Here is a 16184-nt window from a genome sequence, read left to right as displayed (position 1 = left end):
GAGATCATCGCCGCAAAGCGCCGGGCGGAAAGATAAAAAAAGCCCCGGTATGCAAAGTCATACCGGGGCTTAGTATCAGGAAACCGTCAGACGGCAACCGGGGCTTTAATCGCCGGATGCGGATCGTAACCTTCAATCTCGAAATCGTCGAAGCGATAATCGAACAACGAAGCAGGTTTGCGCTTGATGACAAGCGTCGGCAGCGGTCGCGGCTCACGTGTCAGCTGCAGATGGGCCTGCTCCAGATGGTTGCTGTAAAGGTGCGTATCGCCCCCGGTCCAGACAAAATCACCCACGTCCAGATCGCACTGCTGTGCCACCATATGCACCAGCAACGCATAGCTGGCGATATTAAACGGCAGCCCCAGGAAGATATCGCAAGAACGCTGATAAAGCTGACAGGAGAGTTTACCGTCCGCAACATAGAACTGGAAAAACGCATGGCACGGTGCCAGCGCCATCTCATCCAGCTCGCCGACGTTCCAGGCTGACACAATAATGCGGCGGGAATCCGGATCGCGTTTCAGTTGTTCAATCACCTTGGTGATTTGATCAATTTCCTGACCGCTTGCCGTGCCCCAGCTGCGCCACTGCTTGCCGTAGACTGGCCCAAGATTACCCTGCTCGTCCGCCCACTCATCCCAGATTGAGACGTTGTTTTCTTTCAGGTAACCGATATTGGTATCGCCTTGCAGAAACCACAGCAGTTCATGAATGATGGAGCGCAGGTGGCACTTTTTTGTGGTGACCAGCGGAAAACCATCCTGCAGATTAAAACGCATCTGGTGACCAAAAATTGAAAGCGTGCCTGTACCGGTACGGTCAGATTTTGGTGTGCCTTCGTTCAGCACGTAGCGCATTAAGTCCAGATACTGTTTCATTTTTCCTCGTGAAGTTGTTGCTGCGGGCGACGGCGATACGCCCAAATCATCATAATCACACCGGCAATAATCATTGGGATCGACAGGAGTTGCCCCATGCTCAGTCCACCGGTGAGCAAACCAAGCTGTGCGTCTGGCTGACGGAAGAATTCAACAATAATGCGGAATGTGCCGTAGCCAATCAGGAACAGGCCAGAGACGCTGCCCATCGGGCGAGGTTTACGAATAAACAGGTTCAGGATAATGAACAGCACGATGCCTTCAAGAAACAGCTCGTACAGCTGTGAAGGATGACGCGGCAGCACGCCATAGGTGTTCAGTAAGGCCTGATATTGTGGGTTGTTGGCCGCCAGCGCGATATCTTCGCTGCGCGAGCCGGGGAACAGCATGGCGAAACGGAAATTGGGATCGACACGGCCCCAGAGTTCACCATTGATAAAATTACCCAGGCGACCGGCGCCCAGGCCAAATGGAATAAGCGGCGCAATAAAATCAGAGACCTGGAAGAAATTACGTTTGGTGCGACGCGCAAATATCAGCATCACCAGGATCACGCCAATCAGCCCGCCGTGGAATGACATACCGCCATCCCAGACTTTGAACAGGTAAAGCGGATTATCGAGAAACAGCGGCAGGTTATAAAACAGCACATAACCAATACGACCACCCAGGAAAACGCCCAGGAAGCCCGCGTAAAGCAGGTTCTCTACTTCCTCTTTTTTCCAGCCGCTGCCTGGCTTGTTGGCCCGACGCACCGCCAGCCACATGGCGAAAACAAAACCCACCAGATACATCAATCCGTACCAGTGAAGCGAAAGCGGTCCGATCGAGAAGATTACCGGATCGAACTGCGGAAATGCGATATAGCCGTTATTCATCATTCACCGTTTTTTTTCAGCCCTGAAAAGGGGACGTGATGCACATAAATTAGGGCTGGGCATGATAGCACAGCCAGTTTTCTGAGTAGCCGCAGAAATGTAACCTGGGTTAACGACCGCCGCGAATCAGGCCGCCCAGGCCGCGCTCTTCCATAAACGCCGAGACCAGCTGACGCACATCTGACGCTGAATAGGCTTTGAGCGCCTGGGTGCTGAGTTTCTGGACTTCTTCGTAATCCAGATGACGCAGCAGATATTTCACGCGTGAGACATTCTTGCCGTTCATGCTGAGATGGTGATATCCCATCCCTATCAATAGCGCCACACACATCGGATCGCCCGCCATTTCACCACACAAGCATAATTCCAGATTCGCCAAATGGGCTTCAATGGAAATTGCCTGTAGCGCACGCAGCATAGCCGGATGCAGCGAATCATACAGGTTCGCCACGCGGGTATTATTACGATCCACCGCCAGTAAATACTGCGTCAGGTCATTGGTTCCGACAGAGACGAAATCGACGCGCGACGCCAGGTGCGGGATCATAAACAGCATAGAAGGCACTTCAATCATAATCCCGATGCGCGGCGTCGGAATGGTATAGCCGAGCATCTCTTCCACTTCTGTCCCGGCACGCTGAATGAGCCGCCTGGCTTCATCGATCTCATCGATATGGCTGATCATCGGCAACAAAATGCTCAAATTGCCTGACGCGGCGTTAGCACGCAGCATGGCGCGCACCTGCACCATAAAAATCTCGGGTTGGTCGAGCGTGAGACGGATGCCCCGCCAGCCCAGGCAAGGATTCTCTTCACTGATTGGCATGTAAGGCAGTTGCTTATCTGCCCCGATATCCAGCGTGCGCAGCGTTACCGGCTTTTCGTGGAACAGCTGCAGCATGCCCTGATACTGAGCAACCTGCTCTTCTTCCGATGGAAAACCGCTTTGCAGCATAAAGGGAATTTCAGTGCGGTAAAGGCCAATGCCGTCAACCCAGCTGCCCAGCGTTTGCTCATGCTCCGGGCTCAGCCCCGCGTTCAGCATAACCTGTATACGTTGACCGCTACGCAGCTCGCCCGGCCTGTCCACGCCGCCTTCAGCCATTTTGCTGAGGGCATTTTCTTCACTGATTAGCCGCTGGTACTCCTGCACCAGAACCGGTTCAGGATCGATCAGCAGTTCACCGCGATAGCCATCGACAATCAGCAAACGTTTGTTTAACTGACTGGGTTGAATGTCCGCGCCCATGACGGTCGGAATGCCCATCGCCCGGGTCAAAATGGCCGCATGGGAGTTCGCTGCGCCGTCGCGTACCACAATCCCTGCCAGCCGCTCGTGCGGAATTTCCGCCAGCGTTGTGGCGGTGAGTTCGTCTGCCACCAGCACGAAACGCTCAGGCCAGGCGTTCACGCCCACCAGAGAATCATCGAGATGGAACAGCAAACGTTGACCCAACACCCGTAGATCGCCGGCGCGCTCTTTCAGATAGCTGTCCGTCAGGCTGGCAAACTGGGCGGCAAACTTTTCAATGACGGTTTTGACCGCCCACTCGGCAACGGATCCCCGCTCGATCTCCGCGAAAAGATCCTTTTTCAGGCGTGCGTCCGTTAACAGGTGCGAGTAGAGATCGAAGATCGCCGCGCTCTCTTTTTGCGCGCTGGCGGTAAAGCGTTTACTGAAGCGACGGAATTCACTGGCGGCTTCGGTCATGGCCAGTGACAAACGCTCGCGTTCACGCTGCGGATCCAGCGTTGAGGCGGCAGAAACCTGATCGAGTAAGGGCTGGGTTTCGTCTACCCAGCCCGGCGCGACGGCAACGCCTGGGGCGGCAGCAATGGCCCGAATACGTGCCAGACGATACTGACCAAACAACTGACTCAGTTGCGATTGTGACAGTAAGGCAGCCAGCTGCGTGGCCAGGGTAACGAGAAACGACTCTTCACTTTCGTCGAACTGCCGATGTTCACGCTGCTGAACCACCAGCACGCCCATAAGCTGGCGGCGGCTGATAATAGGCACGCCAAGGAAAGAGCGATAGCGCTCTTCCTTTACTGAAGGAATGTACTTAAAGCTGGGATGGCTCTGCGCATCGGCAAGGTTAATCGGCTCAGCGAGTCGCCCCACCAGACCGACAATACCTTCATCAAACGCCAGCTTGACCGTTAGCCCACGCGGTTTTTTCAAACCGCGTGTCGCCATCAGGTAATAACAGCGACGTTCGTGATCGGCGAGGTAGACGGAACAGACTTCCGTTTCCATCGCCAGGCAGATCTCATTAACCAGAATGTCGAGTGCTTCATTCAGACGTGGCGCACTCGCCACCTTTTCAACAATTTCTCGCAACTGAGTGAGCATAAAGGGCGTGGCCTATCCTCTTTTACGTCGATGGGCAGGATGATTTCGCTGCACCGCACTCTCCTGCATGGACATCACTACGCCAGCGAATTCTTTCATCACCCGACGATAAACATCGCGCTTAAAAGAGACAACCTGACGGACCGGATACCAAAAGCTTACCCACCGCCAGCCGTCGAATTCCGGCGTGCTGCTGTGCTGCACATTAATGTCTGCGTCATTACACATCAACTGCAGAAGAAACCACTTTTGTTTCTGACCAATACAAACCGGTTTTGTGTCCCAACGCACCAAACGTTTTGGCAACTTGTAGCGCAACCAGTTACGGGTAGATGCAAGTATTCGAACATCTTTGCGGTGTAACCCGACTTCTTCGAACAGTTCGCGATACATCGCCTGTTCCGCGGTTTCACCGGGATTGATGCCTCCCTGAGGAAATTGCCAGGAGTGCTGTCCAAAGCGCCTGGCCCATAACACTTGCCCCTGCCTGTTACAAATTACGATACCAACATTCGGGCGGTAGCCATCATCATCGATCACCGGACTACCTCAAAAGCTAAAATTGAATGGTCTGATTGTTTCACACTCCTTACAGGCGGTAAACCACTGGATTTGCGGGCGCTTAGGGGCGTAATGTCGGGATAACTCACAGACTCATGCGAAGTTATAAACAAAAGTCCGTAAAAAGAGAGATCTTATTCACGTTTTCTGTGGATAGCTTTGTGCAGAACACGGGAGTTAACTGAATAACGTACCAGGATGAATCTGAAGGCACCAAAAACCAGCCCACGATTTATTCTTGAAATATAAGCCTATTTTTTTACTCTGCTGCCTTTTACCCTGCCGGAAAGGGGGCGGATAATTCCTTCGTGCTGACAATTGGCTAAAGATCCACCACAATGCTTTTTATCCACAGCGATCGGCTCAAGCTTGCATCAAACGGCTTAATTTTTGTTGAAAAACAGCAAAGTCAAGGCTGTAAATGGAACCAGTAGGCAACCTGAGACGGGGTTATCCCATTTTTCTGTGGATAACTGGGCTTGAGATCCTGTTCATTGTTGATAGCAAGTTGGGATAACCTGCGACATGAGTTGGAGCCTGCCAATTTCGCTGTAAAAAAAAGTACTATGTTTCATGTTATTATGTGAGTTATACCGCGTTCTTTCCTGTGGAAAACCTGAGGCTGCCGCAGGCTGCTTAATTATTAATCATTATGAGTTATTCACATGACATTCCTTCCCGGGCCACCTGAAGACGAGTCAACACTGTTATCGCGCGCCCAGTCACTGGCAGGTTTAACGCTGCAAACCCTGGCCGACCAGGCAGGCATTCCGATACCGGCCAACCTGAAACGGGATAAAGGCTGGGTCGGGATGCTGCTGGAATGGCATCTGGGCGCCAGTGCGGGCAGTAAAGCAGAACAGGATTTCGCACACCTGGGAATTGAACTGAAAACGATCCCTGTCGATCGCTATGGCAAGCCGCTGGAAACAACATTTGTTTGCGTTGCGCCCCTCACCGGAAACAGCGGCGTCACCTGGCAAAACAGCCATGTCCGCCATAAGCTGGCGCGCGTCCTGTGGATGCCGGTAGAGGGCGAGCGTGACATCCCATTAGGCGAACGTCGGGTTGGCGCGCCGCTGCTGTGGAGCCCCGACGCGCAGGAAGATGAGATGCTGCGCCAGGACTGGGAGGAGTTGATGGATATGATCGTACTGGGTCAGGTAGAACGCATCACCGCCCGTCACGGTGCCTGGCTGCAGATTCGCCCCAAAGCAGCAAACAGCAAAGCCTTAACGGAAGGGATCGGCGATCGCGGACAGCCCATCATGACGCTGCCACGCGGGTTTTATCTCAAGAAAAGTTTTACAGGCCCGCTTCTGGCACGCCATTTTCTGGTCTGACAGCCTTATTCTCGCGTCCCTGACGGTATTTAAATGTGAGTTAGACAAATTTGGTGCGTATAATCTTTGTTTAATTTTCGTTTAGGATATGAGTGCAGGTATGTTCGAGTGGATTACCGATCCCAACGCCTGGCTGGCGCTGGGCACCCTGACCATTCTGGAAGTGGTTCTGGGCATTGATAACATTATCTTTCTGTCGTTAGTGGTGGCAAAACTCCCCAAACATCAGCAAGCCCGCGCACGCCGCATCGGTTTGATGGGCGCAATGCTGATGCGTCTGGGATTACTGGCCTCTATTGCCTGGGTCGCAAGACTGACCAACCCATTGTTTACCCTCATGGATCATGCTTTTTCAGCACGCGATCTCATTCTGTTGTTTGGTGGATTATTCTTGCTGTGGAAGTCCAGCATGGAGATTCATGAAACGATAGAAGGCGAAGAAGCCGAGCACAAAACCAACGTTCACTCGTTCATGGGTGCCATTGTTCAAATCATGTTGCTCGACATCATTTTTAGTCTCGACTCCGTTATTACGGCCGTGGGCCTCTCCGACCATTTGTTTATTATGATGGCGGCAGTGGTGATTGCGGTATTAATGATGATGGTCGCTGCCCGCAGTATTGGCGAGTTCGTTGATCGTCATCCATCGGTCAAAATGCTGGCTCTCTCGTTCCTGATTTTGGTGGGTTTTACCCTGATCCTGGAAAGTTTCGCGGTGCATGTACCAAAAGGTTACATTTATTTTGCCATGTTCTTCTCGATGGCCGTTGAGTGCCTTAACCTGATGCGCAGTAAGAAAAAAACGCACTAATGTTGTCAAGGGCGGCTCCGCGCCGCCCGGTTATTTTCAGATTGATACGATTAACCCAATCGGTAAAAGGATTTATTACTACACTTTTTGCAGTGGACGATTCGTGAGGATGAGCATAATGAAAGGGCTGAGTAAAATTGTATTATTGGCCGTTGCTGCGGTGACATTGGGTGGATGCAGTTCCAATTATGTTATGGCAACAAAAGATGGCCGGATGATTATGACCGAAGGCAAACCGAGCATTGATAAAGAAACGGGGCTGGTGCAATACACCGATCAGTCAGGCCATACGGTGCAGATCAACAGTGACGACGTTTCTACCATTATTGAACGCTAGATGCGAAAAGTATCGGCCTGTCGCCCCTCCCCCGCGTCGGCAGGCTATTTCTCTCTGTTATCCCCCTTTCTTAGCCGCTACGCCTCGCGCTATAGTCCCTGAAGTCATATTACTTATCCCTACAGAAAAGGAAGCCGGCAATGCACTATCACCGTATCCCCCATAGCTCGCTGGAAGTGAGCCAGCTTGGATTGGGCACCATGACGTTTGGTGAGCAAAACAGCGAAGCCGACGCCCACGCTCAACTGGATTTAGCCCTCAGTTCGGGCATCAACCTGATTGATACTGCCGAGATGTATCCTGTTCCCCCGCGTCCCGAAACTCAGGGGCTGACCGAAAAATATATTGGCAGCTGGTTAAAAAAGACCGGTAGCCGGGATAAAATCGTTCTTGCCAGTAAAGTTGCCGGCCCAACGCGCGGCAACGATGCGTCGATTCGCCCTAATATGGCGCTGGATCGCAAAAATATCCGCGAGGCGCTGGATGCCAGCCTGAAACGTTTAAACACCGACTACATCGATCTGTATCAGCTTCACTGGCCGCAGCGTCAAACCAACTTTTTTGGCAAGCTGGGCTATCAGTACAGTGAGAACAGCGTCCCTGTCACGCTGTTAGAAACGCTGGAGGCTCTGGCTGAGCAGGTGCGGGCAGGTAAGATCCGCTATATCGGCGTGTCGAATGAAACGCCGTGGGGCGTCATGCGTTATCTGCAGCTGGCAGAAAAGCATGAACTGCCGCGTATCGTCTCTATTCAAAACCCCTACAGCCTGCTAAATCGCAGTTTTGAAGTGGGCCTGGCGGAAATCAGCCAGCATGAAGGCGTGGAGCTGCTGGCCTATTCCTGCCTGGCGTTTGGCACGTTGAGCGGTAAATACCTGAATGGCGCGCAGCCCGCGGGTGCACGTAATACCCTGTTTAGCCGCTTTACCCGCTACAGCGGTGAGCAGTCTCAACTGGCGGTGGCGGAATATGTGGCGCTGGCCCAAAAACATCAGCTTGATCCTTCACAAATGGCACTGGCGTTTGTTCGTCAGCAACCTTTTGTGTCCAGCACCCTGCTGGGCGCAACCACGCTGGATCAGTTAAAGATCAATATCGACAGCGCCAACGTGACGCTCAGCAATGAGGTTCTGGAAGAACTCGAAGCGATCCATCGCCGTTACACCTATCCAGCCCCCTGACGGGGACGACCAGCCGTGCGGTGGCACGGCTGGCCTGTCCGTCATCGTCTTTCAACAGGCGCAGTAGACTCATTCCAGCGCCAGCAGATCTTCAATGCGCTGCGCGCGGCGGATTTCTCTCGGCTCGCCGTTTTCAAACAGGATCTCAGGAATCAGTGGGCGGCTGTTGTAGTTTGAGGACATCGATGCGCCGTAAGCGCCGGTGTCGTGAAACACCAGATAATCCCCGACTTTCGCGGCCGGAATAGCCCGGGTTTCCACCTTGCCACCTTCAAGCTGGGTGAAAACATCGCCCGACTCGCACAGAGGGCCAGCAACCACGCTGTCGATCGTTGCCTGTTCATCGATCGCCCGGTTATCGCCCGCCATCACAGAGATATGATGGTAGCTGCCGTACATGGAGGGGCGCATCAGATCACTGAAGCCTGCATCCACCAGCACAAAGTGGCGGCTGCCCATCTCTTTTACTGCCCGAACCTGAGAGACCAGCACGCCTGACTCCGCGACCAGGAAACGGCCGGGTTCGATTTCCAGCTTCACGGCATGGCCCAGATGGTTCGCCACGCGCTGGCGTGCCGCGTCCCACAGGCCAAAATAGTGATCGGTATCGATCGCCTCTTCCCCGTAGTGATAGGGAATGGATAAACCGCCTCCGGCAGAGATAGCCTCAAGATCCTGGCCAAATTCCACGACCAAATCCACCATGGCATCGCAGACCTGCTGCAGGTGCGCATAGTCCACGCCTGAACCGATATGCATATGAATGCCGATCAGGCGCAGTCCATATTGTTCGATAGCCGCCTGAGCAGCGGGCAAATCGCTGGGCCAGATGCCGTGCTTACTGTTTTCGCCACCGGTATTGGTTTTTTGGCTGTGCCCGTGACCAAAGCCGGGGTTAATGCGCAGCCAGACGGCATGTCCTGGCGAAACGACACCCAGTTGATGCAGCATATCCACGGATCCGGCGTTAACCGGCACCTTAAGCTCTGCAATCCTGGCAAGCGTAGGGTTATCCAGGACATCGGCAGTGAATACGATTTCGTCACTGTCAGGCTGAAAGCCGGCCACCAGCGCACGCTCAATTTCGCCCAGGGAAACCGAATCAACCTTAACGCCCGCAGAATGCATCAGGCGCAGAATGTGGGTGTTAGAACAGGCTTTTTGCGCAAAGCGCACCACATCAAATGCGTGGAGTTGAGCAATACGCTGTTGGATAACCTGCGCATCATAAGCCCAGAACGGGCCGCTGTACTGACGTGCCAGCGGCAGTAAATTATCGACGTTCAGGGCGGTTTCGGTGGTATTAAGTGGACGAGGCATGGGTTTCTCCTGTGGCAATAAAACCATTAAGCCAGAATCGTGCCATGCCGAAAAATATCTGTTTTAATAGCATCTATGCAAAAATGATATGGAATGATGCATGGCAAAAATCAACTGGCGGCATATCGAGATTTTTCATGCTGTTATGACCAGCGGAAACCTCACCCAGGCTGCGACCCTGCTGCAGACGTCCCAGCCTACCGTCAGCCGCGAGCTGGCGCGCCTGGAACGGCAGCTGAGTCTGACGCTGTTTGAGCGCGTGCGCGGCCGCTTACAGCCTACCGTACAGGGCTTACGGCTGTTCGAAGAGGTGCAGCGCTCATGGTATGGGCTGGATCGCATCATTGATGCCGCAGAGGGATTACGCCAGTTTCGCCAGGGTGAGCTCTCTATCGCCTGCCTGCCGGTTTTTTCCCAGTCACTGCTGCCGCCCGTCTGCCAGACCTTTTTGCAGCGCTACCCTGATGTCAGTCTGAACATTATTCCGCAGGAATCCCCGTTACTGGAAGAGTGGTTGTCGGCTCAGCGTTACGATCTGGGCATTACGGAAACGCAGCACGCCCCCGCCGGGACCGATCGCCAGGCTCTGCTGACCTGCGATGAAGTGTGCGTGTTACCGCAGCACCATCGCCTGGCGCAACGCGCCTTGCTGACGCCGCAGGACTTCGCCGGTGAGAACTATGTCAGCCTGTCGCGCACGGACAGCTACCGCCAGCTGCTCGACGCACTGTTTCATGAGCAAGATGTGACACGCAGGATGGTGATGGAAACCCACAGCGCGGCGTCCGTGTGCGCGATGGTGCAGGCCGGAGTGGGGATCTCAGTGGTGAATCCGCTGACGGCGCTGGATTACGCCGACAGCGGTGTGGTGATGCGCCCTTTTAGCGTCGCTGTGCCTTTTACCGTTAGCCTCGTCAGGCCGCAGCATCGGCCGGCATCCGCGCTGGTAGAGGCGTTTGTGAACCACCTGCAGCAACAGGTGGCCCGTTTTCCTGAGCAAATTGCGGACAGACTCGCTTAGGCATGCACCCGGGCCGCAGCACCGCCGGATTTGCGGAAAGTGATCAAGCAAACCATCAGTCCAACCGCCGCCAGCGCGGCGGCGGCAACAGGAACCGCGGTCAGTCCATAGCCGCGCGCAATCACCGCGCCGCCCACCCACGCGCCAAGCGCATTGCCAACGTTAAAGGCAGAAATATTCAGGGTGGAAACCAGATTAGGTGCCGCTTTACCGTGACGCACCACATTGATCTGCAGGCCGGGAACCGTGGCAAAGGTTGCCATTGCCCACAGGAACAAGGTGATCTCCGCCAGCCAGAGCGCGTGGCTGGTCCAGCTAAACAGCAGTGAGAACAGCGTAATCAGCGAAAAACTGCCTATCAGGCTCAGGGAGACTTTGCGGTCGGCCATTTTGCCCCCCAGAATATTGCCCACGGTCAGGCCCGCGCCAATCAGAAACAACGTCCAGCTCACGCCACGATCGCTGATGCCGGTAACCTGCAGCAGCAGCGGTGCTATGTAGCTAAACAGGGCAAACATGGCGGCAGCAAAACAGACCGTCATCAGTAATGACAGCCACAGTTTGCCGTTGGCCAGCGCGCTGATTTCGCTCGCCAGATCGACCGGCTTCTCATTCTTATTTCCCGGCAGGCTGGTGATTAAGGCAATGAAGGCCAGTACGCCGATAGCCGAAACGCCCCAGAATGTCGCACGCCAGCCAAACAGCTGACCAAACCAGGTTCCCAACGGCACGCCTAATACATTGGCCAGCGTCAGACCGGTAAACATCAACGCCACGGCAGAAGCCTGACGATCGGCGGAAACCAGACTGGCCGCGACCACCGATCCAATCCCAAAGAAAGCTCCGTGACAGAGGGCGGTAATCACCCGTGCCAGCATCAGCAGGTTATAGCTGTAGGCCAGAGCACACAGCAGATTGCCGATGATAAAAATTACCATCAACAGAATCAGCGTTTTTTTACGGGGCAACTTCGCCGTTAACAGCGCCATGATCGGTGCACCGATTGCTACGCCTAATGCATAGCCGCTAATTAACCAACCTGCGGACGGAATGGACACGCGCAAATCGTTTGCGACCTCCGGCAACAGGCCCATGATCACAAACTCAGTGGTTCCGATAGCGAACGCACTCAGCGCCAGTGCAAGCAATGCAACAGGCATAACACTCTCCCAAAAATGATAATTACAACGAGACGGATGACGCATGCATCCTGATAAACGAGCTATAATTTATGATCTATATCACACTACGTATTACAGCATAGCTACCTGTCATCTGATACTCACATAACAACAACAATCTATTGCGTGTATGGCAATAATTGACACACACATCAACCAGGCTTATTAAACATACAGTTAGCGAGCATGCCGCCGCGTAACGCACCGGACGATGATAAAGGTTGCCAGCGAAGTAGCCGTTTTTTTGCTAATACCGATTTTAGTTATCAATAAAGTATTAGCGTTGCCGATATAGCTCTTATGAATCGCCAGATGAAATGCAGTCCAACTGACGCGGAGAGAGAAAATGCAACGGCTTATCGTTTTGATGGTAATCAGTCTTACAGGCTGCTCAGTCGGCCACTATGAATACAGCAGAGAAGCAGAGAAGCGCGTGGATATGACCGTAACAGGCATTCCCACCGTGCTGGGGCTGGGCACGCTGGGCACGACTATTCCCCTTACCCCTGACTACAGCCTCACGGCCGCCCACGTCGCAAAATATTCGCTTTACCGCGTGAAAGCCTGGCATCCTGAGTGCGATCTCGCGGTCGTCTACCACAAGAACAGCGAAGCCAACCTGCCACCGTCCTTCCGTAACAGCCATATTGGCGACAAAGTGAATCTTTACGGCTACAGCTTCATCTCTGCAATGCCCGTGAGCTCTACCGGGAAAAACCTGGTGAACACCACGCTGGCAAATGACTGGAACAAAGCGAACTGCGTTGTCGTGGCCGCCAATGCGGGCGTGGTTAAGGGCATGTCAGGGGGCGCGGTTTATAATGCATCTGACGACACGCTGGCAGGCGTGATTGTGGGTTACAGCCAGCGCATCAACGACAACCAGAGCGGAAAAACGCTGTATAAAGATGTGGCGCTCTATGTGCCCTACTCACGCTTCCAGACCTGGCTGGATAATGCTGTGAAATCTTAAGGCTTTTCGTCCGGCAGTCCGGGATGTGTGCCCATCTGCTGTTGCGGTGGGTTAAGCCACTTGTCTTCGCGCGTGGCTTCGTAGTCGCGGTTTAGCGGATAGGTAATGCGGTTCTCCGCTTTGCTGACCTCGCCGATCACCAGAAAGCGCGCGTCGGCGTCGCTGTTATTGATAAAGGTGTGACAAATGCCGGTACCGGCCGGAAACGCCACGGCCTCTCCCGGTGACAGCGGATACAATTCGCCATTGATCCACGCGTGTGGATAACCTTCCAGCACGAAGATAAACTCCTCTTCCGCACTTTCCGCATGGGGATAAGACATGCGGCGTCCGGGCGGCAACCTTTCATGATGAATGCCCAGCCGGGTTAATCCAGACAGTTTCGCCAGTGGTGTACCAATGGACATCAGCTCATCGCTATCGGAATAATGTTCGTTGTCTTCGCCTTCCAGCGCTTGCCAGTGAAGAATACAGTCAGGACGTGGCTTCATAATGGTGGCTCCAGGTTGAGATGTTCAGCCTGGCAGAGGGGACGGGATTACTCAAGCGGACATGCCGTGGCGGGTTGCAGAGCAGAAATAAAAAAGGCCGGAATCATCCGGCCTTTACCTGCATCAGCGCGTTACTTTGCGCCTGGGCGCAACGCCGGGAACAGAATTACGTCGCGGATGGTGTGGCTGTTGGTAAACAGCATGACCATGCGGTCAATACCAATGCCTAAGCCTGCCGTTGGCGGTAAACCATGTTCCAGGGCGGTGACATAATCCTCGTCGTAGAACATCGCTTCATCATCGCCCGCATCTTTCGCATTCACCTGCTGCAGGAAACGCTCAGCCTGATCCTGCGCATCGTTAAGCTCAGAGAAACCGTTGCCGATTTCACGTCCGCCAATAAAGAACTCAAAGCGATCGGTGATCTCAGGATTTTCGTCGTTGCGACGGGCCAGCGGCGACACTTCAGCCGGATACTCGGTAATGAAGGTTGGCTGAATCAGATGTGCTTCAGCGGTTTCTTCAAAAATTTCGGTCACTACGCGCCCTAAGCCCCAGCTTTTCTCGACTTTGATGCCAATGGTCTGAGCAATCGCCACCGCTTTGTCGAAATCGTCAAGATCGGCCAGATCGGTTTCCGGACGGTACTTCTTGATCGCTTCACGCATGGTGAGTTTTTCAAACGGCTTACCAAAATCGAATTCCTGCTCACCGTAAGGCACAACCGTGCTGCCCAGGATATCCTGCGCCAGCGTACGGAACAGGCTTTCGGTCAGTTCAATCAGATCTTTGTAATCCGCATAAGCCATATAGAGTTCCATCATGGTGAACTCTGGGTTGTGACGAGGCGAAATCCCCTCGTTGCGGAAGTTACGGTTGATCTCGAACACGCGATCGAAACCGCCCACCACCAGGCGTTTCAGATACAGCTCTGGCGCAATACGCAGATACATATCGATATCCAGCGCGTTGTGATGCGTGATAAACGGACGCGCTGAAGCTCCGCCCGGGATCACCTGCATCATTGGCGTTTCCACTTCCATAAAATCGCGTCCAACCATGAACTGACGAATGCCGGCCATGATCTGCGAACGGATTTTGAAGGTGTTGCGTGATTCATCGTTGGCGATCAGATCAAGATAGCGCTGACGATAGCGCGTTTCCTGATCGGCCAGACCGTGAAATTTGTCTGGCAGCGGGCGCAGGGCTTTCGTTAACAAGCGCAGCTCTGAGCAGTGAATCGACAATTCGCCGGTTTTGGTTTTGAACAGCTTACCGCGTGCGCCGAGGATATCGCCCAGGTCCCACTTTTTGAATTGCTCGTTGTAGATACCTTCAGCCAGATCGTCACGTGCCACGTACAGCTGAATGCGGCCGCCCACGTCCTGTAGGGTAATGAAAGACGCCTTGCCCATGATACGGCGCGTCATCATACGGCCAGCCACGCTGACCTCAATGCCTAAGTCTTCCAGCTCTTCGTTACTCTTCTCGTCATAGCTGGCATGCAGCCGATCGGAGGTGGTATCACGACGAAAATCGTTAGGAAACGCCACGCCGTTTTCACGCAGCACGCTCAGCTTCTCGCGACGCGTTTTCAGTTCGTTATTTAACTCAAGTGCGACGTCAGCGCTCTGCGGTTGTTGTTCAGACATGTCGGTTCCTTATAGCCCTGCTTTTAAACTTGCTTCAATGAAACGGTCCAGATCGCCATCCAGCACCGCCTGCGTGTTGCGCGTTTCCACGCCGGTACGCAAATCTTTAATACGTGAGTCATCCAGAACATAAGAACGGATCTGGCTGCCCCAGCCAATGTCAGACTTGTTGTCTTCCAGCATCTGCTTCTCGGCATTTTTTTTCTGCATTTCAAGCTCGTACAGCTTCGCCTTCATCTGCTTCATCGCCTGATCTTTGTTTTTGTGCTGAGAGCGATCGTTTTGACACTGGGTGACCGTACCGGTTGGAACGTGGGTAATACGCACCGCCGATTCCGTACGGTTAACGTGCTGACCACCTGCACCAGAGGCGCGGTACACATCAATACGCAGGTCGGCAGGGTTGATGTCGATATCAATATCGTCATCCACTTCCGGATAGATAAAGGCTGAACTGAAGGAGGTATGGCGGCGACCACCGGAGTCAAATGGACTCTTACGTACCAGACGATGTACGCCGGTTTCGGTGCGGAGCCAGCCAAACGCGTAATCGCCAGACACGCGAATCGTCACCGACTTAATGCCCGCGACTTCACCTTCTGACTCTTCAATAATTTCTGTTTTGAACCCTTTGGCTTCTGCCCAACGCAGATACATGCGCATCAGCATGCTGGCCCAGTCCTGCGCTTCTGTTCCACCAGAACCGGCCTGCAGATCGATGTAACAGTCGGCGCTGTCGTACTCGCCAGAGAACATGCGGCGGAACTCTAGCTCGCCGAGCTTGCCTTCCAGCGCGTCCAGCTCTGCGACCGCTTCGTTGAAGGTTTCTTCGTCATCGGCTTCTACCGCCAGATCAAGCAGCCCCTGCACATCTTCCAGCCCCTGGCTCATCTGATCGAACGTATCCACGATGGCTTCCAGGGAGGAGCGTTCTTTGCCCAGTGCCTGAGCGCGTTCAGGCTCGTTCCAGACGTCGGGCTGTTCCAGCTCGGCGTTTACTTCCTCAAGGCGTTCTTTCTTAGCATCGTAGTCAAAGATACCCCCGAAGAACGTCGCTGCGTTCGCTGAGGTCCTGAATACGGTATTTGACCGGGTTGATTTCAAACATGTGTTTAGCGTCTTTTTTACGTTCGATGGAATAAGAAATTTAACCTGCGAGTTTACCCGAAACCGACGGCGGTTTGTAGCGTTGAGAAAA

15 protein-coding genes are annotated in these 16184 nt (G+C 53.7%); 6 read left to right on the top strand and 9 right to left on the bottom strand.

Annotation, left to right across the window (positions count from 1 at the left end):
* Positions 1–86: 86 nt before the first annotated feature.
* The 4 genes from thyA to rppH form a co-directional block, all read right to left on the bottom strand.
* Positions 87–881, bottom strand: a complete 795-nt coding sequence (gene thyA, locus P9J57_RS04535) for a thymidylate synthase (RefSeq protein ID WP_015699606.1) — start codon at positions 879–881, stop codon at positions 87–89.
* Positions 878–1759: a prolipoprotein diacylglyceryl transferase gene (lgt, locus tag P9J57_RS04530; RefSeq protein WP_024471441.1), complete on the bottom strand. Its 882-nt coding sequence runs from the start codon at positions 1757–1759 to the stop codon at positions 878–880. The genes thyA and lgt overlap by 4 nt, the downstream gene beginning before the upstream one ends.
* A gap of 109 nt (positions 1760–1868) precedes the next feature.
* Positions 1869–4115 (bottom strand): phosphoenolpyruvate--protein phosphotransferase, encoded by a 2247-nt coding sequence (gene ptsP, locus P9J57_RS04525; RefSeq protein WP_028715746.1) that lies wholly within the window; start codon positions 4113–4115, stop codon positions 1869–1871.
* A 12-nt stretch (positions 4116–4127) separates the two neighbouring features.
* On the bottom strand, positions 4128–4655 hold the full coding sequence (gene rppH / locus P9J57_RS04520; protein ID WP_013026988.1) for an RNA pyrophosphohydrolase: 528 nt from the start codon (positions 4653–4655) through the stop codon (positions 4128–4130).
* Positions 4656–5341: 686 nt separating this feature from the next.
* On the opposite strand from rppH, the gene mutH reads away from it, so the two are divergent.
* From mutH to P9J57_RS04500, 4 genes are all read left to right on the top strand, one after another.
* On the top strand, positions 5342–6019 hold the full coding sequence (mutH, locus tag P9J57_RS04515) for a DNA mismatch repair endonuclease MutH (RefSeq protein ID WP_013026989.1): 678 nt from the start codon (positions 5342–5344) through the stop codon (positions 6017–6019).
* Between the two features lie 100 nt (positions 6020–6119).
* The gene (locus P9J57_RS04510; protein ID WP_014605139.1) at positions 6120–6830 is read left to right on the top strand and encodes a TerC family protein; all 711 of its coding nucleotides are present in this window, start codon (positions 6120–6122) and stop codon (positions 6828–6830) included.
* Positions 6831–6948: 118 nt separating this feature from the next.
* Positions 6949–7167: a YgdI/YgdR family lipoprotein gene (locus P9J57_RS04505; RefSeq protein ID WP_014594481.1), complete on the top strand. Its 219-nt coding sequence runs from the start codon at positions 6949–6951 to the stop codon at positions 7165–7167.
* Positions 7168–7307: 140 nt separating this feature from the next.
* Positions 7308–8348, top strand: a complete 1041-nt coding sequence (locus tag P9J57_RS04500; protein WP_013026992.1) for an NADP(H)-dependent aldo-keto reductase — start codon at positions 7308–7310, stop codon at positions 8346–8348.
* A gap of 69 nt (positions 8349–8417) precedes the next feature.
* Here P9J57_RS04500 and lysA read toward each other — a convergent pair whose 3' ends face one another.
* Positions 8418–9668 carry a diaminopimelate decarboxylase gene (gene lysA, locus P9J57_RS04495; protein ID WP_028715747.1) on the bottom strand — a complete coding sequence of 417 codons (1251 nt, stop codon included), beginning with the start codon at positions 9666–9668 and terminating at the stop codon, positions 8418–8420.
* A gap of 100 nt (positions 9669–9768) precedes the next feature.
* On the opposite strand from lysA, the gene P9J57_RS04490 reads away from it, so the two are divergent.
* On the top strand, positions 9769–10689 hold the full coding sequence (locus P9J57_RS04490) for a LysR family transcriptional regulator (RefSeq protein ID WP_028715748.1): 921 nt from the start codon (positions 9769–9771) through the stop codon (positions 10687–10689).
* Here the strand turns inward: P9J57_RS04490 and P9J57_RS04485 are convergent.
* Entirely contained in the window at positions 10686–11849 is a 1164-nt protein-coding gene (locus tag P9J57_RS04485; RefSeq protein ID WP_028715749.1) for an MFS transporter, read from the bottom strand. The two genes, P9J57_RS04490 and P9J57_RS04485, sit on opposite strands and share 4 nt — an antisense overlap.
* A gap of 367 nt (positions 11850–12216) precedes the next feature.
* On the opposite strand from P9J57_RS04485, the gene P9J57_RS04480 reads away from it, so the two are divergent.
* Complete coding sequence (locus P9J57_RS04480) at positions 12217–12843, top strand: hypothetical protein (RefSeq protein WP_028715750.1); 627 nt, start codon at positions 12217–12219, stop codon at positions 12841–12843.
* On the opposite strand, the gene P9J57_RS04475 is transcribed toward P9J57_RS04480, so the two are convergent.
* From P9J57_RS04475 to prfB, 3 genes are all read right to left on the bottom strand, one after another.
* Entirely contained in the window at positions 12840–13334 is a 495-nt protein-coding gene (locus P9J57_RS04475) for a cupin domain-containing protein (protein WP_014594486.1), read from the bottom strand. The genes P9J57_RS04480 and P9J57_RS04475 overlap by 4 nt on opposite strands.
* A gap of 131 nt (positions 13335–13465) precedes the next feature.
* On the bottom strand, positions 13466–14986 hold the full coding sequence (gene lysS / locus P9J57_RS04470) for a lysine--tRNA ligase (RefSeq protein ID WP_029570621.1): 1521 nt from the start codon (positions 14984–14986) through the stop codon (positions 13466–13468).
* A 9-nt stretch (positions 14987–14995) separates the two neighbouring features.
* Positions 14996–16094 (bottom strand): peptide chain release factor 2 gene (gene prfB / locus P9J57_RS04465; protein WP_104933680.1). Its coding sequence is split into 2 segments (ribosomal slippage): positions 14996–16018 and positions 16020–16094, totalling 1098 coding nucleotides; the frame shifts between segments, so codons are not numbered across the junction.
* Between the last annotated feature and the right edge of the window lie 90 nt (positions 16095–16184).

This window comes from Pantoea sp. nfd-35, from assembly GCF_056892255.1.
The sequence above is the reverse complement of the archived record's forward strand: the minus strand, read 5'-3'. Positions and strand labels throughout refer to the sequence as shown.